Here is a 22,190-nt window from a genome sequence, read left to right on the forward strand (position 1 = left end):
TGTTCCTCCGCCTTTTAGCTATCACTCAGTGCCTCTATTCCCCAACTGAAAAAAGTAAAAACCCCTGATAGACCTAATACTTGTTAGTTAAGCCTGATTTTAGGGGAAGTACACCGATGGGGTCGTAGCGGCGAAGCCGCCGACAACTTTGCAGGGAGCAAAGTTGAACAACGCTTTAGCGTTGCCCCCTAGGGTGGAACACATGGATGTGTTCCATAACCGCCCCGCGGTGTGCTAGTCCCGTGTATCTCGATCTCTTAAATGAACAGTATTACCGATAGACGAGGCTTTTTACTTTTATTGAAGGTTTGCGATGGTTAGCGGACGACCAAAACCGAGCACTTAGCATGGCGAACCACGGCCGCTGCATTGGAGCCTAGTAAGTAGGTTCGGGTGCTTGGACGATGAGAGCCGATGACAATCAGATCGGCATTAATGATATCGGCCAATTTCAATATTTGTTCTTTCGGTGATCCCATAACCGCATGAGTGGTTGATCTGTCTTCGGGAATATTAAATTCTTTAGCCGTCTTGATAAGAGCATCGTTTGCAGCTTTCAGTATGTCCTGCTTATCGACGGCGGCCGCATAGCCAAATCCAAAGGCGGAATAGTAGGGTGAAGAGGGAATAACAACCACAAAGTGAATGTGAGAATCGACAAGTTTTGCAAGCTGCTCAACGTGAGGAATTGCTTGACGTGTCAGCTCAACTTCAGTGATATCAACCGGAACCAGAATAGTATTATACATATGGCCTCCCGTTTTACTTTTGAGGAAAAAATCTTCTTTATTTAATTTATCAACCTTGTCTGAAATATAGAGTGATTGATATCTTATTCTATGAATAAATAGTGTTCGTTTCTCACTGAGTAAAATACATAGGTCGTTAATTATTCGACGGGCTATCTAGGTGGGTCTTTTTATTTCTGCACTCTCATTTCCCTATAAATATCAGGGTGCTTGAAATAAGTGGTTTGTTATAACGACGAGATATAGCCGCACACACACGGTTACTATAGCTGTTGAATGAAGAGGTTTTATGATGTAATTGCCAACAACTATGTGATCAAACCGCTATGTCATTAAATTGCTATGCCGTTAAAAGCTTCGCGATGAATACTCGCCGCGAAGCTATTGATTCTTATTGGATAGGCAAGCCGTTACAGATGTTGCAAACGTTCCACAGAGATGATGTGTAGGTCTTTAGCACTTGCGTTAAGGTATTGAGCCACATCAATTAGCGCAGCTTCTAGAACTTCCCCATCGGCTTTATTCAGCGTTGCCTGCCCATTCATGATGAAATCATGTGTTTGATTATTGGATTTATAAATAACCTTGAATTGATGCATCATTGTTAAGCTCCCCCGCGGTATTTGACCCATGCATATTATCTCTCGTTACCTACAGACTAGAGGGCATAGTGGTGAGATTCAAGGTGGGCGATTAAATAAGCTGACGTCGATCTGGCAACTCATATGACCCGTATTTTTTCACATGATCCGCGCATTGCTAACCAACATGTACCACGCGGCATAAAAAAAGCACCCAGCGGGTGCTTTTATGAGATAGCAAGGTATCGTATCGGCTTAGCGCCCGAAAAGGTCGCGACGCTTTGGCTTAACGAATTGAGCAATAAACACCAAGACTGCAACTACGAGGTAAGCCGCAAAAATGCCTACTAGCCACTGTGGCATTTCTAGCGTTAAAAATTCCCACTGACGTACTGAGCAATCGCCGCTTGCAGAAAAGATAGCCGGAGCCCACTTATCTAATGGTAACCATGATGGGAATGAAACGAAGAAATCGCAGGTGACAAATGGCGAAGGGTGCAGCTGAATCATGGTATGTTTCCATGCCAGCATGAGGCCTTCATAGGTGCTGTAAATCCACAGGAAAATAGCGATAAAACGTAGCGGCGTTTTAGGTGCAATGGCGCCAACAATGCCTGCGCCCATAATGCCAAACAACGCACAGCGTTCGTAAATGCAGAGTACGCAGGGCTTCAATAACATAACATGCTGAAAATACAGGGCGACTAACTCAAGGATGAGCGCCGTCACGGCTAAGAGAATCCAAGCCCCACGTCCACGAGAACAACCATTTAAATATTGCAACATATCTGTTCCATTCCATGCCACAGCAAGATGAGCGCAGTGTAAACTATATTGTCTTGCCTGCCAGCCATTTGATTAAAAAACTAGTGATTGTTACGGTGCTATTAAGTGACTTAATGAGCACTCGACAACACGTCATTGACCGGCGGTAAAGACAGCCAATGCCACTGGTAAAACAGTTGAGTCATCGGTTCTAGTGTGAACTGAACACAGGCTAAGCCGACCAGCGTCATAACAATGGTGTAAGGCAGTGCCATCCATACCATTCGACCGTATGACAAACGAATCAGTGGTGAAAGCGCCGATGTTAATAAAAACAGGAACGCAGCTTGACCATTGGGTGTTGCCACCGAAGGTAAGTTGGTACCGGTATTGATTGCGACAGCCAGCATCTCGAATTGCTTGAGTGATATCACGCCAGACTCTAATGCCGCCTTTGCCTCATGAATATACACTGTGCCAACGAAGACGTTGTCTGAAATCGATGAAAGTAGGCCGTTAAAGAGATAAAACAGCGTTAACTGATGTTCAGGTGAGGCCTGAAGCACAAAGTGAATGACAGGTGAAAACAGCTGTTGATCGATAATGACGGCTACCACGGCGAAGAATACGGTCAATAACGCAGTAAACGGCAGTGACTCCTGAAAGGCTTTACCTATCGCATGTTCATCGGTAACGCCGCAAAAAGCGGTCGCTAGCACGATAACACTCAGACCGATCAAACCCACTTCAGCCAGATGGAAAGCGAGCGCGAAGATCAGCCAAATACCAATGAGCGCCTGAATAATCAGCTTTTGGCGTTCCTGGCGTGTGCGCTTGCGAGTGGCGTTTTGATCATATTCGCGCAGTACCTGTCGAACGCGTTTCGGCAAACGAGCACCGTAGCCAAAGACTTTAAAACGTTCGACTAAATAGCAGGTCAATACACCACAAATAAAGACGGGAACGGTGACGGGAGACATACGTAGCAAGAATGATACAAAGTCCCAATCGGCGCTTTTAGCAATAATCAGGTTCTGTGGTTCACCAACCATGGTCATTACGCCGCCGAGTGCGGTACCTACGCCAGCATGCATCATCAGGCTGCGTAAAAAGGCGCGGAACTGATTTAGGATAGCGCGACGCCCCGCATTTTGCAGATGGCTATCATCATTGAGAGAAAGCGTGCCGGTAGTGCCTGACGCGACGCTGTGATAAATCCCGTAGAACCCGACCGCAACGCTGATCACCACAGCAATAACCGTCAGCGCATCCAGAAATGCTGACAAAAATGCCGCGGCGATACAGAAGGCCAATGATAAGGCGATTTTTGAACGGATGTTTAGCAAGAGCTTGGTAAATACATAGAGCAGCAGCTGCTTCATAAAGTAGATACCTGCCACCATAAAGATCAGCAACAGCAACACTTCGATATTCGCGGCGACTTCATGTTTGACTTTATCGGCTGTGGTCATCCCAATGATGATGGCTTCAAATGCCAACAGGCCACCCGGCAGTAGAGGGTAGCACTTTAGCGCCATCGCCAGCGTGAAGATGAATTCTGCCACCAGCAGCCATCCCGCGGCGAAGGGGCTAACATAAAAGAAGACCAGAGGGTTCAACAGCAGAAAAATGACAATAGCAACTTTGTACCAGTCTGGTGCGTTACCAAGAAAGTTTTTGCTGAAGGCCTGAGTAAATGTGGTGTTCATAACAACTTAGCACCTAAGAAATAAACAAAAAATGGAATATTTTAATACGAACATCTGACTATACTCTTTTTGCACAATGACGTAAAAGTAGACCGTGCTGAAAATAAGTCCTTTAAAATCATTTTATTATTGTGGTTTTTTATCTGGTAAATTTAAGGCCATACAGAATATGCGCACGTTGAGATAATTTACCTGCGTACATAACCCCGTTATACTGGCGTTATTGATCCAAAGGGGTATTTGCTATGAACGAAGATATTTTTGATTTTGACATCGATGCACAACTTGAGCAGGCTGAAAAGCGTGCACAGGAAAAAGCGAACGAAGTGCCGGTCGAACTGAATGACGAAGCGGACTGCGAAGGCTGCAAAATCTGAATTCGAATTGAGATAAAAAAAGCACCGAGAGATAAGATTTCCGGTGCTTTTTTATTACCTGATTATCCGCATCAGCAAGGGCATTTGCCTAGCTTGCCACCCTTACTCGGGAAACGGGCTTCTAAGCAGTAGCGATGAAACTCGCGTTCGCTCATTGGTGTTAGCTCTGGATGATGTAGTTGTTGATGCCGCAGATAGTTCTGGTAGTCCTGAACGCCAACCATCAAGCGAAAACTTTGTGCAACCCGCCGCAGCGCCAGTTTTGCCCATTGCCATGCCGACGATGGCTGAGATTCACCTAGCGAAAGCGGCAAACAGCGAGTGATAGTCATCCCCGGTTGTGCTTGTCTCTTCCATGGCAGACCGGTTTTAATCATCATGCTAGGGGTGTCATGCAGTTTTTCAACCATGCGATCTTTCCTCACGCAATGCAGGTGTTGTTTCATGTACCGTTGGTTTATTAGAGTTCAACGCCCGACGAATCACGAAGAAAGCGGAAATCAGCATGGTGACGGCAACTAACATAAAGAAGCCGCATAGCGCAGCGTTGATGTAGTTGTTCATCACGATGGTTTCCATGTCTTTGATCGTTTTGGCCGGTGCAATCAATGTGCCTGAGTCGATACCCGCTGAAAAACGTTTAGCCTGCGCCAAGAAGCCAATGCTCGGTTTCTCATGGAAAATCTTCTGCCAGCCTGCGGTCATTGAGGTCACGAACAGCCACACCGTGGGCAAGATAGTGACCCACGCGTAGCGCTGTTTCTTCATTTTAAACAGCACCACCGTACCCAAAATCAATGCCATAGATGCCAGCATCTGGTTACCAATACCGAATAGTGGCCACAGGGTATTAATCCCGCCTAGCGGGTCTACCACGCCCTGATATACGAAGAAACCCCAGCCCGCAACGGCAACCGTCGTTCCTGCGAGGTTACCAAACCATGAGCGGTTGTTGGCCAAGCTTGGAATAGCGACACCGACCAGATCTTGCACCATAAAACGACAGGCACGCGTACCCGCATCAACGGCGGTCAGAATAAATAGGGCTTCAAACAGAATGGCGAAGTGATACCAGAATGCCATCATGGCACGGCTGTTAAAGACCTCGGTAATAATGTGCGCCATGCCTACTGCAAAGGTTGGTGCGCCACCGGCTCGGGAAAGAATGGAGTTTTCACCGACATCTTTAGCGATCATCGCTAGCGTTTCAGGTGTAACGACGAAACCCCAACTGTTGATGACCTGCGAGGCATTCTCGACCGTGGTACCGATCAATGCCGCCGGTGAGTTCATGGCAAAATACACGCCAGGATCGATAACCGAGGCACAAATCAGCGCCATGATGGCAACGAAGGATTCCATCAGCATCGCACCATAGCCGATGAAACGAATGTGGCTTTCACGTTCGATTAATTTTGGTGTGGTACCGCTGGACACCAACGCATGGAAGCCCGAAATGGCACCGCAGGCAATGGTAATAAACAGGAACGGGAACAGGCTGCCGGAGAAGACCGGCCCAGAACCGTCGATAAAGCGAGTAACCGCCGGCATTTTCATTTCTGGCGCAGCAAATACAATGCCAACGGCCAAACCAGCAATAACACCGATTTTCAGGAACGTAGACAGATAATCGCGTGGAGCCAGCAGCAGCCACACAGGGAGTACCGACGCGATAAACCCATAGATTACCAGTACCCACGTGAGCGTCGTGCCATGCAGGGTAAAGAAGGGACCCCAGTAGGGATGCATCGCAATATCGCCGCCATAGATAATCGCCGCCATCATCAGTACAAAACCAATAATAGAGACTTCAGCGATTTTACCTGGGCGCAGATAGCGCATATATACGCCCATGAACAGCGCAATCGGAATAGTGGCTGCGATGGTGAATAGCCCCCAAGGGCTATCCGCCAATGCTTTGACGACCACCAGCGCGAGAGCCGACAGGATAATGATCATGACACCCAATGCGCCAAGCATGGTGATAACTCCGGCGAATGAGCCAAGCTCCTGTTTTGCCATTTCTCCCAGCGAACGCCCATCGCGGCGCGTGGAGATAAACAGCACTAAGAAGTCCTGCACCGCACCCGCCAGCATGACGCCAACTAAGATCCAGATCGTTCCGGGTAAGAACCCCATCTGAGCGGCTAAAATGGGCCCCACTAAAGGCCCCGCACCGGCGATAGCCGCAAAGTGATGACCAAAGAGCACCCATTTATTGGTCGGGACGTAGTCCAAACCATCGTTATGGCGCTCTGCGGGAGTTAAACGACGATCGTCGAGTTCAAAGACCTTTTCGGCAATGAACAAGCTGTAAAAACGGTAGGCAATGCTGTAACAAGCGATGGCGGCTACCACCAGCCATACCGCATTGATATGTTCACCACGGCTCAGTGCTAGCATGCCAAAAGCATAAGCACCGATTAACGCCACCAATAGCCAAATCAGGCCGGATCGGACGTTTTTCATTGTACGGCTCCTTCGTATAGGGGAGAGGTATTGATTTATTGTTGTATGAGAGGTTTGGAGACCAAGCTCGCATGGTTAAATAAAGGTTAAAATTCGGTCTTTGTCATGTTGATTAATCAAGCAGGCGATAGAAGTGTGAGGCTGGTCTGATTTGTAATGATTACGTTGAAAAATGACGCAAATTTGTGAGCTTGCGATACATATCGTCCAAGGAATAAACATAAAAATTGATGTGCATCAATTTTGGTATGACCAAATAACCTGTCGTGGTATTCTTTCCTCAGAGAATTAAATCAACCTGCGTGAACCGTACGTAAATTAAGGGTATTAGTTATTTACTGTTAATTAACTATTGGTTTACATTTTTTACCAAGGGAGAAGGCTTTGAGCGCATCTAAGAAAAAAATCGTGATTGTCGGCGGTGGTGCGGGCGGTCTCGAGCTGGCAACCAGTCTAGGCCATAAACTGGGCCGTAAAGACAAAGCGGAAATCATCTTGATTGATCGCAACCATAGCCACTTGTGGAAACCTTTACTGCATGAAGTTGCCACCGGATCGTTAGACGATGGTGTTGATGCGCTGAGCTATCTGGCTCACGCGCGCAATCACCACTTTACCTTCCAGCTCGGTTCGTTAACCAACATCGACCGTGCCGCACAGCAGCTCACGCTGGCTGATATTCGTGACGAGCAGGGTGAAGTTTTGGTTCCACAGCGCGAGTTGTCTTACGACATTCTGGTCATGGCCCTTGGCAGTACGTCGAACGACTTTGGTACGCCGGGTGTGAAAGACAACTGCATCTTCTTGGATAATCCGCATCAGGCTCGTCGTTTCCATAACGAAATGCTGAACCTGTTCCTGAAGTTTTCGGCGCAGAAGGACAAAGCGGAGAAGGTTAACATCGCGATTGTTGGCGGTGGAGCGACCGGCGTTGAGCTGTCTGCGGAATTACACAATGCGGTGAAGCAACTGCATAGCTACGGTTTTGAAGGGTTAAGCAGTGAGGCATTGAATGTGACGCTGGTTGAGGCCGGTGAACGTATTCTGCCTGCACTACCTCCGCGCATCTCGGGCGCCGCCCACAATGAGCTGACCAAACTGGGCGTTCGCGTACTGACAAAAACCATGGTGACCAGTGCCGACCAAAATGGCTTGAATACCAAAGATGGTGAATTTATTCCGGCTGACCTGATGGTTTGGGCTGCTGGGATCAAAGCGCCTGATTTCATGAAAGATATTGGTGGTTTAGAAACCAACCGTATCAACCAGTTGGTGGTTGAACCGACGCTGCAAACGACTCGCGATCCGAATATCTTTGCAATCGGCGACTGCGCGTCTTGCCCACAGCCATCCGGTGGTTTTGTACCGCCACGCGCACAGGCAGCGCATCAGATGGCATCACGCTGCTATGCCAACATTTTGGCGCAGTTGAAGGGCGGTAACATGAAACCTTACATTTATAAGGATCATGGCTCTTTAGTTTCGCTGTCCAAATTCAGTACCGTAGGCAGTCTGATGGGTAACCTCATGCGGGGCTCAATGATGGTGGAAGGGCGTATTGCTCGTATGGTGTATATTTCACTGTATCGTATGCATCAGATTGCACTCCATGGCTACATCAAAACAGGTTTGATGATGCTGGTGGGGGGGATCAACCGGGTGATTCGTCCACGCTTGAAGTTACATTAATCGCGCCTTAACCCTCTGAGTAGCGATCAACGGCTCCCAAGTGGAGCCGTTTGTGTATCTGCCTCTCCTTCCTGAAAAAACGCTGTCTGATGATAGCTAGACTCCGCCGATAGGAACTTTCCCAAACAACGGATTTGCGCTTGTTTGGTTATGTTGTCTGATTGTTGCTACGAATATTCCTATGCACACTACCTGTATATAAATTTGGTGAAGCACGCACACCGAGCAAAAGAAAAGACAAACTTTTGCATCGTTATGAGCGTATGACGTTAATGAACACGTCGTTCATAAATATTGCGTGAGTATATTCAGGAGGAGTGCCCTGTGAATAAATCAATGTTGGCAGGTGTTGGTATTGGGGTTGCGGCGGCGCTTAGCGTGGCTGCGGTGGCAAGTCTAGACGTTTTTAGTACTGGTCCACGTTATGCGCAGGTGTTATCAGCAACCCCGATTCACGAGTCAGTGAAGACGCCGCGACAGCAGTGCCGCAATGTCACGGTCACGCATCGCCGCCCGGTACAGGATGAAAACCGCATTGCAGGATCGGTACTGGGTGCGGTTGCGGGTGGGGTACTAGGCCATCAAATTGGTAACGGACGCGGCAAAGATGTGGCTACCGTTGTTGGTGCGTTGGGTGGGGGTTATGCGGGTAATCAGGTTCAAGGTTCAATGCAAAACAACGATACCTACACGACAACCCAGCAGCGTTGCTCAACGGTTTATGACAAATCGCAAAAACTGCTCGGTTATGACGTTACCTATAAGATTGGCGATCAGCAGGGGCGAGTTCGGATGGATAAAGATCCTGGCACCCAGATCCCCGTCGACCGCAATGGTCAACTGGTGTTAAATCAGAGCGTGTGATAATTCGGTAGCGGAGAATCAAACGGGGTATATATTTATACCCCGTAGAGTGGTTTAAACGCGATGCTCGGTAAATTCATTCAGCAGAGAGCCAATAAATTCCAAACGAGCCTTACGTTCGCTGAGATCGACAATAAACTTCAGCTTAGTGGGTCCATCTAAGCGGAAGATTTGCGGTTTCTTCTGCAACAGACCAATCAGGAACATAGGGTCAACGTGGTTTTTCTCGCTGAACTCAATAAACCCGCCTTTATCATTGCCTTCGATCCGGCGAATACCCAGCGCCATGGCATCCAAACGCAGCTTCGCGCTTTGCAGCAGATTGCGTGCTGCATCTGGCAGCAAGCCAAAACGATCGATCAGCTCAACTTTTAGCTCCTCCAACTGATCGTCATTTTTCGCACTAGCAATGCGTTTGTAGAATGACAGGCGCGTGCTGACGTCAGGAATATAGTCATCCGGTAGCAGGGCTGGCATGCGCAGCTCAACATCAGTTTGATTGCTGGTGAGATCCTCGAGTGAAGGCTCGCGTCCCTCTTTCAGTGCATCAACGGCGCTTTCCAGTAATTCCATATACAGAGAGAAACCGATGGTCGTCATCTGCCCGCTCTGATCATCCCCCAATAGCTCGCCTGCACCGCGGATCTCTAAGTCATGGGTGGCTAAAGCAAAACCTGCGCCCAAATCTTCCAGAGAAGCGATGGCTTCCAAGCGCTTTTGCGCGTCGGTGGACATGGCTTTTGGCGGCGGCGTTAGTAAATAAGCATAGGCCTGATGGAATGAGCGGCCGACGCGACCACGTAGCTGATGCAGCTGTGCTAAACCAAAATGATCGGCACGTTCAATAATGATGGTATTGGCGCTTGGGATATCGATCCCTGTTTCAATAATGGTCGTACATACTAAAACGTTGAAACGCTGATGATGGAAATCATTCATTACGCGTTCAAGCTCGCGCTCGCGCATTTGCCCGTGGCCAATCGCAATACGCGCTTCCGGCACCAATTCCGCTAAACGCTGAGCGGCTTTTTCAATATTCTCGACGTCGTTATAAAGGTAGTAAACCTGCCCACCACGAGTGACCTCACGCAGAATGGCTTCGCGAACGACCAAGCTATCGTATTCACGGACGAAGGTTTTTACCGCGAGGCGACGCGCTGGCGGAGTCGCAATAATCGACAGATCACGCATACCACTCATTGCCATATTGAGCGTTCGTGGTATTGGCGTTGCGGTGAGGGTTAGAATATCCACGTCGGCACGCATGGCTTTGATGCGCTCTTTTTGACGCACGCCAAAGCGGTGTTCTTCATCGACGATCAGCAGCCCCAGATCGCGCCACTGCACATCGGCCTGTAATAGCTTATGAGTACCGATCAGAATATCGACTTTACCTTCTGCGGCGTCTTGCAGTACCTGAGTTTGTTCTTTCGCACTGCGGAAGCGGGAGATCATCTCAATGCGAACCGGCCAGTTGGCGAAACGGTCGCGGAAGTTGTCGTAATGCTGCTGTGCAAGCAGCGTTGTAGGCACGAGAACCGCAACCTGTTTATTATTGTGTACCGCGAGAAACGCGGCGCGCATGGCCACTTCAGTTTTGCCGAAGCCAACGTCACCGCACACCAAACGATCCATCGCTAGCGGCTGACACATATCGCTGAGTACGGCGTTAATCGCCATGCTCTGGTCAGGCGTCGTTTCAAATGGGAAGCTCTGGCAGAACATTTGATAAGCTTCGCGATCTTGCTTAAAGGCGAAGCCGGGTTTAGCCGCACGCATGGCATAGATATCAAGCAGCTCGGCGGCCACGTCTCGAACTTTTTCTGCGGCCTTCTGACGCGCTCTGGTCCACGCATCGCTGCCGAGTTTATGCAGCGGCGCACTCTCATCGGCTCCGCCAGAATAGCGACTAAGCAGATAAAGTGAAGATACGGGCACATACAGCTTTGCGTCACCGGCGTAGGTCAGAATGAGATACTCACCTTTGATCCCACCGGCTTCTAGCGTAGTCATTCCGCCGTAGCGGCCTACACCGTGTTCTAAGTGCACCACAGGCTGGCCGATGCTGAGCTCAGCCAGATTACGGATCAGGGTGTCAGTATTGATGGTGCGTCGATTGTCTTGGCGGCGACGGCTAACGCGCTCGCCGAGCAAATCGCTTTCGCAGATCAGTGCGAGTTTAAGTTCGGGATTGATAAAGCCATGCTCGCACGAGCCTTGCATGATGTAGATTTTTCCCGCCTCAGCATCTTCTATACGGCTGATGAGTGAAGGGCTAATTTTGATGCGAGCCAGCAATTCGAGCATGGTTTCGCGTCGGCCTTCACTTTCTACCGAGAAAACAATGGCGTCCTTGGTGCTTTCAATGAAGCGTCGCAGGTTGTCTAGCGGATTTTTGTTTTGCGCCTGAACGGTCAACTCAGGTAGAGGTTGATAGTTTAGGTTGGTATTCGCCGCTTTTTTATCCAGTTTGTCGGTTTTTAGCTGAACACGCGGCCACTTTTTCAGCGAAGAGAAGAGCTCATCTACGCGTAGCCAGAGTTTATCCGGTGTTAACAGCGGACGCATGGGATCAACGCGTCGGTTTTCATAGCGCTGATTCACATCTAGCCAGAAACGCTCTGCCGAGGCCTCAAGCTCACCGGTATTAATCAGCAATGTGCTAGCAGGAAAATAGCTAAACAGCGGTGGAAGTTCCTGACTAAAGAACAGCGGCTGCCAATATTCAATCCCTGCTGGCCATATTCCTTTACTCACCTGTTGATAGATATGTTCGGGGTCACGACGGACTTCAAAATGCTCGCGCCATTGACTGCGGAAGAGCTCAATGGCGGTTTGATCGGTCGGGAACTCATGCGCGGGCAGCAGGTTGATAAATTCAACTTCATTCAATGTTCGCTGAGAATCAACATCGAATACGCGCAGGCTATCGATTTCATCGTCGAAGAAATCGATGCGATAAGGCTCGTCGCTCCCCATGGGATAGAGGTCGAGCAATGCGCCACGAGTTGCAAACTCGCCGTGCTCCATGACCTGATCGACGCTGCGGTAACCGGCTTGTTCGAGCTGGCTACGCAGCTTATCTCGTGATAATAGCTGACCTTTTTGCATCACCAGCGCATGGCCGTGCAGGAATTCATGTGGGCATACGCGCTGCATTAGAGTATTTACCGGCAGGATAAATACGCCACGCTTCATGGTCGGTAGCTGATACAGGCTAGAGAGGCGCGCTGAGATAATATCCTGATGCGGTGAGAAACTGTCGTAGGGCAGAGTCTCCCAATCGGACAGGGTGGTCACCATCCGCGAGGTAAACTGTTGGATTTCATCGCGCAAGCGCAATGCTGATTGGATATCGGAAGTGATCAGCACCACTGGGCCAGTATGCTTTTCGGCGATTTGCGCACATTCCAGCGCACAAGCAGAGCCCGTCAGCTGACCTAAAAGCCGTACATCGCCCGCTTTGGCCGGTAGCGTATAACGCTCAGGTAACGTGAATTGGTATTGTTCAGACATAAATCGTTAGTCAGTCTCTGTAGCTCTTTTGGCGCGTAGCCTCATCAGGCACCGCAGTTCTGAGCTTTATTATCCTTTATCACTTTTCTTTGGCAACAGCAGAGTAGGGTATTTGATTTAAAATTATTAAAAACAAATGGTTATATTCATTTTTATTTGCAATTGCTGAAATTATCGGCAGATTTGAGGGGGGTTAATGCTAAAGAGGTGAATTAATAACCAAATAACGATAAAGAATAACCATGAAATAAATGTCCCCCAACTCTCCAAAGAGGTGGGGGACATTGAGAATAATGCGACAGATTAAAAGTTAATGCGGAAACCAACATTGCCCATCAACGGTGATTCAACATGCTGTCCGTTGCGGTAGTTTGCCTCGGCGTAGAGCGTGGTTGTGGACGTCACTTGAACGTTTACGCCTGCGCCATATTTACCTGCGTTACCGGAGAAATCATTGTTGAAATCGTTATTTCGATTAATCGTTACGTTATTGGACTTGATGAACTCGCGCTCAACGGCGACACGAATGTAAGGTTTGATGTCTGTGCCATTCGCTAAGGAGAATTGGGTTCCGAAAGTGCTACCGATCTCCGCCTTCGCCGAACGATTATTATCGATGTTCGCCTTCATGCCGTTATTCAGCGTAATGTCTTTGCTTTCAGCAATGAAGTAGGAAGTGCGTAAATAGGGCTCGGCAAACCAAGTGTCGGCAAAACTGTAGTGATAACCAGCTTCTAACGCACCACCGATAGCATTCTGATGATAATCGCTGCGGGCCGAGCTGCCAGACGTCATTCTTGCGTTGAGTGAGTTGCTGAAACGGTTAGCTTTTAACACACCATCAATGTAATAGCCGCTGTTGTCGAAATAGGTCAGGTAGGCCCCGATGCTATAGCTGTCGATACTGCTATTACCACCGCGTGCGTGTTTCAAACTATTGTCACTGTATGAGGTGAACGCGCCAGCCAGCAAATAGCCGGACTCTAAGGTAAAGACCTTGTCCCCACCGATCTCGAAGCCATTCTGCTGCATGCGATAGGCCGCATTATTTGTACTTTCGACGTGAGTGTTGTTGGTCAAGTATCGACCCCAAATCCCCGCGTTTTGTCCTTTACTCGCGTTAAGGTCACCTTTACGGAATCTTAGGCTCTGCAGCTCGCCATCAAAAATAAATTGATTTGCAGAGGCCATGCTAAGCACCGCGTCGGTTGACGGTGTCGTCTGGGGCTTTGGCTGTGGCTCCGGAGTAGGTTCCGGTTCTGGGGTGGGTTCCGGTTCCGGAGTTGGATCGGGATCGGGGGTTGGATCAGGGTCAGGAGTCGGGTCTGGGTCGGGTGTAGGTTCAGGATCTGGCGTACTGGAGAAATCAGAGCCCAAATACCATACGTCGCCGTGCATGCCATCCTTATCCGCTTGCTTTTTAAGCGTGTACATATAGGTGCCGCCATCCACGGCAGCAATAGTATGCCCTGAGAGGGATGCCAGACTGAAATGGGCGCCACTGCTTTGATCATTAATTAGATTTAACGTTGTATTGCCGGGATCGGTGATCTCTTTGCCTGAGTCCTGTACTACGACCTTATGATTGCCACTACCGTCAGCTATTGTTAAGAAATCGCCACGCCCTTCCTGAATACTGCTGTTGAACAAAAAGTTAAGATTGCCTGAGAGCTTATCTACGTTTAAGTGTGAATGGGTGTCAGCGTTGGCTTGAGAGAATATAACGTTCCCGTTACCTTGCAGAATGCCGATGTGAGCGCCTTGAGTATCACTTCCGTTGGCAAAAATCTGGACAGCGGTGCTTTCACCATTCAAATTAACTGATTCCGCATAAGCTTCAGCACCTTGGTCTTCGGCAACGATATTTAATCGACCTTGATCGTTTATCTGAGTCTCACCGAGTAACTGAGCCGTATCGCGCAGGGTGGTGCTGGCGTTATCATTGATGGTGACGTTTTCAGCCGAAGAATTGGCATAAATATATTGTTCAGCATGATCAAAAAGCTGGGTGTCAACAGCAGAAGATCCCATCAATATATGCTGTGTCCCATTGAGGTAAACCTGCGTATGTTGAGCCGTACCACCTAGAGGGTTAGTTTCGGTGGCGGTAAGGATTTGCGAGCCACCATGCACTTGGGTATTTGTGGCTACGCCGCCGGTGCTCACATATTGAGTCCCACCATCGTTGATAGTTGTGTTATCAGCCTGACCCTCTAAGCGAACCTGCTGTGTGCCTCCCGAGTTGATCAGCGTATTTTGTGAGGTTCCTTTTTGCTGTACGAACTCGGTTCCCCCATCATTGATAATCGTTCCCTGAGATTTCCCCTCTAGATAAACAAATAAACGTCCACCTGCATTCACACTGTTGTCAATGGATTGCCCGCCGTCTACCTTGTTTTTATAGACGTAAACAGTACCACCATCGATCTGAGAGTCTTGCAAGGTTCCGCTTTCAATAACACGGATTAATGCGCCTGATTTGATAATGATATTGGTGGCATTTGCTGGCGCATCTGCAAAATAATCATCCCAAGCTATCATTGGATCTTTGCCAATCCAGACTTCTGCGCCATCGTTAACCGTAGAGTCTTTCAAGTAGCCCACGACGCTTAGCTTACTGCCTGCCAGAGCGTTAAGATTGATACCGCTCCCTGCGTAGCCAGGGCCTGCGCCGATTTCGTAGCATTGATCCGCGCCTAAGTCGCCGCTGATGGTGCTATCTCCCCCCCAAGTCACGTTAGGGCGATCGCCACAAAACGTAGCTGCGCTGGCTTGGCTCGCATACCCCGCTAAAGAGAAGGCTTGAATTAAAGAGAGCGCAATGAGAGTTATTTTTTTATCCATGAAAATATTCCCTGATTCATAAAAACTTAATATTAAGACGAGCGTATTTTCTACCTAGCACGCTGAAATCATGCTCTGATAGAGAGTGGTGCGGAGGGTAATTATTTTTACTTGAGATGATTCCATTCAGTTATGATTTTGGGTATGGATTCATATTTATCTCCTGACTAGATAAAGGTAATATGTCAAATAGCATTGCGATTGTTCTAATATTGAGTTTCTTTAATGCATTAATTTTATGCGCGCTGATTGTTTTCTGGCTGACATTGAGTTTTCCAGCGATAGCCGCTGCACTTTTCCCTGAAAGAAGGGCGTTAATAACCTGCTGTTCTCTTTGAGTTAGCATAATTCTGGACGGGTTATTTGGCCGAGTTGGTTGGTTATGAGAATAAATAACGTTCTCCAACTGAGCTTTGAGGTCATCAATTTTGCTCTTCGTTGAAATAATTCCGCTTACGCTGTGATGAGAGCGTAGTTCATGATACGCAAGCCGTTGCAGTGTATCTTCGCAAATAATAATGATTTTGATGCTAGGAATTCTGGCAACTAAGTTTTCAATGAACGGATGAAATCCTTTTGTGAGGCTATAGAACCCACTAGATGCATTAACGACCAAAATTAGACTGTCAAGACCACTTTCTACTGATTTATAACGACATTTATCGATATCACTTATGCTGTTGAAGGTATGGATTTCAGTGTGGTTACCGTGTTCTTGAGTAATATCTAATAAGAGGTTTTTTAGTCCATTCCTTATAAAATGGCACTGTTCGACAATAGCAATTTGTGGCATACAGATCCCTGTTCACGATTTCCAATATGTACTTTTATTATGCAATGACCTCTTTTCACTTTGAGCTAGTGCGTGTGTAAATATTTTTAGTACATTAGATGGAATAGAATTATTCTTCTGGTGTAGACCGATCGCTAAGTTTTTTAAAGTTAAAAACACCTGTTTTGTTATAATTGGTCTAATTAAAAAATTAATAATATAGCTTGTTAATGGTTTTAGTTTACTCATAAATTCCGTGTGGTTAAAGATGGTTTTACAGATCGAAAGGCTATTAATTGATAGGTGTTATCTATTGGTATTTTGTTATCGATCGTTTATATGAATTGAGTGATGTGTGGAGGGAGCCCCAAAAGGTGTTATATGTACATCTGCTATTTTCATATAAAAATGAATGAGTAAGATAGGATTTATGGTGAATTTTATTAGCGTTATTTTTTTAGAAAGAATTTTTACAGCAAAAAATAAGTGGATGAAATACTGAATTAGGAGACGAAACAGCTATTTTAATCTATTAAAAAATGACGATTTATGAGTAGTTGAAGTTGGTATAATTGCGTTTTCTAAGGTGCGACAGGCTATTTTTCAGAATATCCTTAGGTAAAAAGTATAAGATGGATATCTAATATTCATGGATGGAATGTTTCGCTAACTAAGTTACCCCCGTAACACGAACCGCGAGGCGAGTGTGCTCAAAAATGCGTCACGGTTAGGCGATGAAATGGCTGTCTTCTGGTAAAAAACCGTATATAGAGAGTGTTTTGGGTTCCCTAAAGGGGTTGTAAACATTATCATCAACCATCTCTTTGCTTTAACTACAGCAACCGAACGGATTTCATGTATCAACCTGTCGCGTTATTCATCGGTCTGCGTTATATGCGCGGACGAGCCTCAGACCGCTTTGGCCGGTTTGTCTCTTGGCTTTCTACTATAGGCATCACGCTTGGTGTTATGGCGCTTGTCATCGTTCTTTCGGTGATGAACGGTTTTGAGCGCGATCTAGAAAACAATATTCTTGGATTGATGCCGCAGGCATTGATCACATCGACACAAGGGTCGATAAATCCAGAGCAGGTTCCCGCCACACAGTTTGAACATCTGGCAGGGGTGAATCGTATTGCACCTCTGACAACCGGTAATGCCGTGTTGCAGAGCGCACATAGCGTGGCCGTGGGCGTTATTCTGGGTGTCAATCCTAATGAGAAAGAACCACTTTCTCCTTATCTTAATGGCTCCAGCCTACAGGCGCTGCAGCCGGGTCAATACAATGTCATTTTAGGTGACCAGCTCGCAGGGCAGCTCGGTGTTAAGCGCGGCGAGAAACTGCGGATCATGGTGCCGAGTGCCAGCCAGTTCACGCCGATGGGGCGCATTCCTAGCCAACGCGTGTTCAACGTGGTAGGCACTTTCTCTGCTGACAGCGAAGTAGATCAATATCAGATGCTGATGAACCAACAGGATGCTTCACGTTTGATGAGATATCCGCTGGGGAATATCACCGGTTGGCGCGTTTATATGGATAAACCTTTGGCGATTGACGCTCTGGTCAGTCAACCGCTGAAAAAAGGCTTGGAATGGAAGGACTGGCGCGAGCGCAAAGGTGAGCTATTCCAAGCCGTTAAGATGGAAAAAAACATGATGGGTTTGCTGCTGAGCTTAATCATCGCTGTGGCTGCGTTTAACATTATTACTTCGCTGAGCTTACTGGTGATGGAAAAGCAGGGCGAAGTTGCGATCCTACAGACTCAAGGCCTGACGCGTGGGCAGATTATGTCCGTGTTTATGGTGCAGGGCGCCAGCGCCGGTATTATCGGCGCGCTGTTAGGTGCGGTGCTTGGCGTGGTGTTCGCCAGCCAGATCAATGTCATCCCTGGTTTGGGGGAAATGTTAGCCGGTGGCAATCTACCGGTTGATATCAATATTCCGCAGGTTGTGCTGATTGCCGTTGTGGCAATGTTGCTGGCGCTGCTTTCTACGTTATATCCGTCGTGGCGAGCTGCCGCGGTGAATCCTGCTGAGGCTTTACGTTATGAGTAATTCTCCGTCTTTGTATAAAGAACTGTTGCAGTGCAAAGACCTGTGCAAAACCTACCATGAAGGCAAATTGCACACGGACGTATTGCGTAATGTGACCTTTGACATGCAGCCGGGCGAAATGATGGCCATTGTCGGAAGCTCTGGTTCGGGTAAAAGTACGCTGCTGCATCTGCTCGGGGGATTAGATTCGCCAACCTCTGGTGAAGTGATATTCAAAGGCCAGTCGCTGAATGAGATGAGCTCAACTGCGAAGGCGGAATTACGTAACCGCGAACTGGGTTTTATCTATCAGTTCCATCATCTGTTGCCCGATTTTAGCGCGTTAGAAAACGTAATGATGCCGTTGTTGATCGGCGGTAAAAAGGGTGAGGGTGCGCAGGGAAAAGCCATGGATATGCTCACCGCCGTTGGTTTGGCGAAGCGTAGCCACCACCGGCCATCTGAGCTTTCTGGTGGTGAACGCCAGCGCGTCGCGATTGCCCGTGCTTTGGTGAATAATCCTTCTCTGGTGTTGGCCGATGAACCGACCGGTAACCTTGATATGCGTACCGCTGACAGTATTTTTGATCTGTTGGGTGAGCTGAATGTCCGCCAAGGAACCGCTTTCTTGGTCGTTACTCACGATTTAACGTTGGCTAAGCGCTTGAACCGTCAGCTTGAAATGCGTGACGGGCAGCTTCAGCAAAATGTGACCCTGATGGGGGCGCAATAATGTCGGTTTCACCATTATCCCTGCTGATCGGCCTACGCTTTAGCCGTGGGCGCCGCCGTGGTGGCATGGTGTCTCTGATCTCCGTTATTTCTACCATCGGTATTGCACTGGGCGTAGCCGTGTTGATTGTCGGGCTAAGCGCGATGAATGGTTTTGAACGTGAGCTAGACCATCGCATTCTTTCCGTGGTGCCTCACGGTGAAATCTTTCCGGTAGAGCAGCCGTTCACTGGCTGGCCACAGGTGCTGGATCGCGTGGAGAAAGTGAAAGGCATCGTTGCCGCCGCGCCTTACGTTGAATTTACGGGGCTAATTGAAAGTGGCACCCAGCTAGTTGCGGTACAACTGCGTGGCGTAAATCCTGAACAAGAAAGCCGCGTGAGTAAACTGTCACAGTATGTGCAGGATAATGCGTGGTCGAAGTTCAAAGCAGGTGAACAACAGGTCATTTTAGGCAAAGGTGTGGCGGATGCGCTCCATGTAAAAGTTGGGGATTGGGTGACTGTCATGGTGCCCAATAACGATCCTCAGATGAAACTGTTACAACCTAAACGCATTCGTCTACACGTCAGCGGCATTTTACAGCTGAGCGGGATGCTGGATCACAGCTTAGCGATGGTGCCGTTGGCGGATGCCCAGCAGTATCAAGAGCTCGGTGACAGTGTCACCGGTATCAGTATTAAAGTTAATGACGTGTTTAACGCGGATAAACTGGTACGTGACGCGGGTGAAGTGACCAATGCTTACGTATATCTTCGTAGCTGGAAAGGTACCTATGGGTACATGTTCCGTGATATCCAAATGATCCGCGCCATTATGTATTTGGCGATGGTGTTGGTGATTGGCGTGGCCTGCTTCAACATCGTTTCTACGCTGGTTATGGCGGTGAAAGACAAGAGCAGCGATATTGCGGTACTGCGAACGCTCGGGGCGAAAGATCGGCTGATCCGCGCTATTTTCATCTGGTACGGTTTACTGGCTGGAATGGTGGGCAGCGTGTGTGGCGTTGTGATTGGTGTCGTGGCATCTTTGCAGCTGACCAACATCTCGAAGGGAATTGAGAGCGTGATCGGACATCCTTTATTGTCCGGAGATATCTATCCCATCGACTTCCTGCCAACCGAACTGCATTGGGTTGATGTGGTGCAAGTGCTTGCCACGGCGATTATTCTAAGTCTGGTTGCTAGCTGGTATCCAGCTCGACGAGCCAGTCGTATAGATCCTGCGCGGGTGTTGAGCGGTGGTCAGTGATGCATGCTGACTCAATAGGAGCTGTAGAGATGTATTACGGTTTTGATATGGGCGGCACCAAAATTGAGCTCGGCGTGTTTGACGCCGAGCTTAAGCAAATCTGGCAAAAACGCATAGCGACACCGCATGATGACTACCGCGAGTTGCTTAATGCCTTTGCATCACTGGTGTTTGAGGCTGACAACCTGACGGGAACGCAGGGGCAAGTAGGGATTGGGTGCCCCGGTTCTATTGATGCGGATAAGGGCACGCTTTATGCCGTCAATATACCGTCAGCCCTGGGAAAACCATTGCCGCGTGATTTATCGGCCCTGATTAAACGCCCCGTGCGCGTTGATAACGATGCCAACTGTTTTGCTTTATCGGAAGCGTGGGATGCAGAGTTCCGCGCCTATCCGAGTGTGCTGGGGATTATTTTAGGCACCGGCGTGGGCGGTGGTTTAATTATCAACGGCAGAAGTTTTACAGGCCGTAACTACCTTGCCGGAGAGTTTGGCCATTTGCGTTTGCCGGTTGATGCGCTCGATCGTATTGGGGCCGATACGCCGCGCCTTGCCTGCGGCTGCGGGCATCATGGCTGCATCGAAAATTATATCTCAGGCCGTGGTTTTGAATGGTTATATCAACATCGCACCGGTGAAAAACTCGCAGCCAAAGACATTATCGCTCGCTATCGTGCTGCGGATGCTCAAGCGTTGGCACACGTTGACTGTTTTGCTGATGTGCTAGCGATTTGCTTAGGAAATTTATTCACCGTGCTCGATCCGCATCTTGTGGTACTGGGCGGCGGGCTATCGAATTTTTCCGAACTTTATCCCTTGCTGAACGAACGGGTTCCACGTTCTATGCTGAGCGCAGCCAAAGCCCCACGTATTGAGCCCGCTCGATACGGTGATGCTGGCGGAGTGCGAGGCGCGGCATTTTTAAATCTGACCGACTAATTACGATTATTATCTTTGTTGTGGCAAAGAAACCATTGAGGAGCAGTCGTTATGCGTACCCGTCATCGTATATGCCGGTTTAGGAAAAACAAACGATTGCGGCATCAGCGTTTTCGCTCTCGAATTTTCCACCGTGACACACTGTGTCACGCGAACAATGAGGCGGGAGGGTGTATGACTAAACCCTATGTTGTGGTTCTGACCGGTGCCGGTATTTCTGCCGAGTCAGGGATACGTACGTTCCGTGCAGCCGATGGTTTATGGGAAGAGCATCGCGTTGAAGATGTTGCGACACCAGAAGGCTATCACCGCGATCCTGAGTTGGTGCAGAGCTTCTATAATGCGCGTCGCCATCAGCTGCAGCAGCCAGAGATTCAGCCTAATGGGGCGCATTTAGCACTCGCAGAACTTGAGCGCCAACTGGGCGATCATTTTGTGCTGGTTACACAGAATATTGATAATTTGCACGAACGCGCGGGAAACACGCGAATTATTCATATGCACGGTGAGCTGCTAAAAGCCCGCTGTACTCAGTCAGGACAGGTTATCCGCTGGGAAGGTGACCTCTCCGTTGACGACCGCTGTCATTGTTGCCAGTTCCCTGCGCCGTTGCGCCCACATATTGTCTGGTTTGGTGAAATGCCGATCGGTATGGATGATATCTACGAAGCGTTGGCTAAAGCAGATTACTTCATCGCGATTGGTACCTCTGGCCATGTGTATCCCGCAGCTGGATTTGTGCATGAAGCCCATCTGAATGGTGCTCATACGGTAGAATTAAATCTCGAACCAAGTCAGGTCGAGAGCCAGTTTGATGAGAAGCATTATGGCTCTGCTAGTCAGGTGGTGCCAGAGTATGTCCGCGAACTGTTAGAAGAGATTTATAAATAGTCGTAC

Annotated in this window: 17 protein-coding genes; 8 read left to right on the forward strand and 9 right to left on the reverse strand. The window is 48.4% G+C overall.

Annotation, left to right across the window (positions count from 1 at the left end; all coding sequences use genetic code 11):
* Positions 1–317: 317 nt before the first annotated feature.
* From uspF to nhaB, 4 genes are all read right to left on the reverse strand, one after another.
* Entirely contained in the window at positions 318–749 is a 432-nt protein-coding gene (gene uspF / locus HMPREF3091_RS11875) for a universal stress protein UspF (protein ID WP_004090187.1), read from the reverse strand.
* 410 nt (positions 750–1,159) lie between these two features.
* Complete coding sequence (locus tag HMPREF3091_RS11880; protein ID WP_118937270.1) at positions 1,160–1,351, reverse strand: hypothetical protein; 192 nt, start codon at positions 1,349–1,351, stop codon at positions 1,160–1,162.
* Positions 1,352–1,585: 234 nt separating this feature from the next.
* Positions 1,586–2,116 (reverse strand): disulfide bond formation protein DsbB, encoded by a 531-nt coding sequence (dsbB, locus tag HMPREF3091_RS11885; protein ID WP_004090183.1) that lies wholly within the window; start codon positions 2,114–2,116, stop codon positions 1,586–1,588.
* Positions 2,117–2,226: 110 nt separating this feature from the next.
* Positions 2,227–3,804: a sodium/proton antiporter NhaB gene (gene nhaB / locus HMPREF3091_RS11890; protein WP_004090181.1), complete on the reverse strand. Its 1,578-nt coding sequence runs from the start codon at positions 3,802–3,804 to the stop codon at positions 2,227–2,229.
* A 245-nt stretch (positions 3,805–4,049) separates the two neighbouring features.
* On the opposite strand from nhaB, the gene HMPREF3091_RS22995 reads away from it, so the two are divergent.
* A complete protein-coding gene (locus HMPREF3091_RS22995) occupies positions 4,050–4,181 on the forward strand; it encodes a hypothetical protein (RefSeq protein ID WP_004090179.1) in 132 nt (43 codons plus the stop codon).
* 71 nt (positions 4,182–4,252) lie between these two features.
* Here the strand turns inward: HMPREF3091_RS22995 and HMPREF3091_RS11895 are convergent, their stop codons facing one another.
* Together HMPREF3091_RS11895 and HMPREF3091_RS11900 are read right to left on the reverse strand one after the other, a co-directional pair.
* Positions 4,253–4,558, reverse strand: coding sequence for a YbdD/YjiX family protein (locus HMPREF3091_RS11895; protein ID WP_168168188.1), 306 nt, complete (start codon positions 4,556–4,558; stop codon positions 4,253–4,255).
* A 25-nt stretch (positions 4,559–4,583) separates the two neighbouring features.
* Positions 4,584–6,650, reverse strand: a complete 2,067-nt coding sequence (locus HMPREF3091_RS11900; RefSeq protein ID WP_004090175.1) for a carbon starvation CstA family protein — start codon at positions 6,648–6,650, stop codon at positions 4,584–4,586.
* Positions 6,651–7,034: 384 nt separating this feature from the next.
* Between HMPREF3091_RS11900 and HMPREF3091_RS11905 the strand changes: the two genes are divergently transcribed.
* The gene (locus tag HMPREF3091_RS11905) at positions 7,035–8,339 is read left to right on the forward strand and encodes an NAD(P)/FAD-dependent oxidoreductase (protein WP_070716049.1); all 1,305 of its coding nucleotides are present in this window, start codon (positions 7,035–7,037) and stop codon (positions 8,337–8,339) included.
* 324 nt (positions 8,340–8,663) lie between these two features.
* Positions 8,664–9,203 (forward strand): glycine zipper 2TM domain-containing protein, encoded by a 540-nt coding sequence (locus HMPREF3091_RS11910; protein WP_008813334.1) that lies wholly within the window; start codon positions 8,664–8,666, stop codon positions 9,201–9,203.
* A 54-nt stretch (positions 9,204–9,257) separates the two neighbouring features.
* On the opposite strand, the gene mfd is transcribed toward HMPREF3091_RS11910, so the two are convergent.
* From mfd to HMPREF3091_RS11925, 3 genes are all read right to left on the reverse strand, one after another.
* Positions 9,258–12,719 (reverse strand): transcription-repair coupling factor, encoded by a 3,462-nt coding sequence (gene mfd, locus HMPREF3091_RS11915; protein ID WP_070716051.1) that lies wholly within the window; start codon positions 12,717–12,719, stop codon positions 9,258–9,260.
* A 303-nt stretch (positions 12,720–13,022) separates the two neighbouring features.
* The gene (locus HMPREF3091_RS11920) at positions 13,023–15,563 is read right to left on the reverse strand and encodes an autotransporter outer membrane beta-barrel domain-containing protein (RefSeq protein ID WP_070716053.1); all 2,541 of its coding nucleotides are present in this window, start codon (positions 15,561–15,563) and stop codon (positions 13,023–13,025) included.
* Between the two features lie 130 nt (positions 15,564–15,693).
* Positions 15,694–16,356 (reverse strand): helix-turn-helix domain-containing protein, encoded by a 663-nt coding sequence (locus HMPREF3091_RS11925; protein WP_070716056.1) that lies wholly within the window; start codon positions 16,354–16,356, stop codon positions 15,694–15,696.
* An 834-nt stretch (positions 16,357–17,190) separates the two neighbouring features.
* Here HMPREF3091_RS11925 and lolC point away from each other — a divergent pair.
* The 5 genes from lolC to cobB are packed head-to-tail and all read left to right on the forward strand — an operon-like array spanning position 17,191 to position 22,184.
* Positions 17,191–18,390: a lipoprotein-releasing ABC transporter permease subunit LolC gene (gene lolC, locus HMPREF3091_RS11930; RefSeq protein ID WP_070716057.1), complete on the forward strand. Its 1,200-nt coding sequence runs from the start codon at positions 17,191–17,193 to the stop codon at positions 18,388–18,390.
* The gene (lolD, locus tag HMPREF3091_RS11935) at positions 18,383–19,102 is read left to right on the forward strand and encodes a lipoprotein-releasing ABC transporter ATP-binding protein LolD (protein WP_070716061.1); all 720 of its coding nucleotides are present in this window, start codon (positions 18,383–18,385) and stop codon (positions 19,100–19,102) included. The genes lolC and lolD overlap by 8 nt, the downstream gene beginning before the upstream one ends.
* Positions 19,102–20,352: a lipoprotein-releasing ABC transporter permease subunit LolE gene (gene lolE / locus HMPREF3091_RS11940; protein WP_070716062.1), complete on the forward strand. Its 1,251-nt coding sequence runs from the start codon at positions 19,102–19,104 to the stop codon at positions 20,350–20,352. The genes lolD and lolE overlap by 1 nt, the downstream gene beginning before the upstream one ends.
* Before the next feature lie 29 nt (positions 20,353–20,381).
* On the forward strand, positions 20,382–21,293 hold the full coding sequence (nagK, locus tag HMPREF3091_RS11945; protein WP_070716065.1) for an N-acetylglucosamine kinase: 912 nt from the start codon (positions 20,382–20,384) through the stop codon (positions 21,291–21,293).
* A 51-nt stretch (positions 21,294–21,344) separates the two neighbouring features.
* Positions 21,345–22,184, forward strand: a complete 840-nt coding sequence (gene cobB, locus HMPREF3091_RS11950) for a Sir2 family NAD+-dependent deacetylase (protein WP_070716066.1) — start codon at positions 21,345–21,347, stop codon at positions 22,182–22,184.
* The last annotated feature ends 6 nt before the right edge of the window (positions 22,185–22,190 follow it).

This window comes from Hafnia sp. HMSC23F03 (genome assembly GCF_001816025.1).
In the GTDB taxonomy this organism is placed as follows: domain Bacteria; phylum Pseudomonadota; class Gammaproteobacteria; order Enterobacterales; family Enterobacteriaceae; genus Hafnia; species Hafnia paralvei.

Coding starts and splice junctions, on each gene's coding strand:
- uspF (WP_004090187.1), bottom strand. CDS start 749: ATGTATAATACTATTCTGGTTCCGGTTGATATCACTGAAGTTGAGCTG.
- HMPREF3091_RS11880 (WP_118937270.1), bottom strand. CDS start 1,351: ATGATGCATCAATTCAAGGTTATTTATAAATCCAATAATCAAACACAT.
- dsbB (WP_004090183.1), bottom strand. CDS start 2,116: ATGTTGCAATATTTAAATGGTTGTTCTCGTGGACGTGGGGCTTGGATT.
- nhaB (WP_004090181.1), bottom strand. CDS start 3,804: ATGAACACCACATTTACTCAGGCCTTCAGCAAAAACTTTCTTGGTAAC.
- HMPREF3091_RS22995 (WP_004090179.1), top strand. CDS start 4,050: ATGAACGAAGATATTTTTGATTTTGACATCGATGCACAACTTGAGCAG.
- HMPREF3091_RS11895 (WP_168168188.1), bottom strand. CDS start 4,558: ATGATTAAAACCGGTCTGCCATGGAAGAGACAAGCACAACCGGGGATG.
- HMPREF3091_RS11900 (WP_004090175.1), bottom strand. CDS start 6,650: ATGAAAAACGTCCGATCCGGCCTGATTTGGCTATTGGTGGCGTTAATC.
- mfd (WP_070716051.1), bottom strand. CDS start 12,719: ATGTCTGAACAATACCAATTCACGTTACCTGAGCGTTATACGCTACCG.
- HMPREF3091_RS11920 (WP_070716053.1), bottom strand. CDS start 15,563: ATGGATAAAAAAATAACTCTCATTGCGCTCTCTTTAATTCAAGCCTTC.
- HMPREF3091_RS11925 (WP_070716056.1), bottom strand. CDS start 16,356: ATGCCACAAATTGCTATTGTCGAACAGTGCCATTTTATAAGGAATGGA.
- lolC (WP_070716057.1), top strand. CDS start 17,191: ATGTATCAACCTGTCGCGTTATTCATCGGTCTGCGTTATATGCGCGGA.
- lolD (WP_070716061.1), top strand. CDS start 18,383: ATGAGTAATTCTCCGTCTTTGTATAAAGAACTGTTGCAGTGCAAAGAC.
- lolE (WP_070716062.1), top strand. CDS start 19,102: ATGTCGGTTTCACCATTATCCCTGCTGATCGGCCTACGCTTTAGCCGT.
- nagK (WP_070716065.1), top strand. CDS start 20,382: ATGTATTACGGTTTTGATATGGGCGGCACCAAAATTGAGCTCGGCGTG.
- cobB (WP_070716066.1), top strand. CDS start 21,345: ATGCGTACCCGTCATCGTATATGCCGGTTTAGGAAAAACAAACGATTG.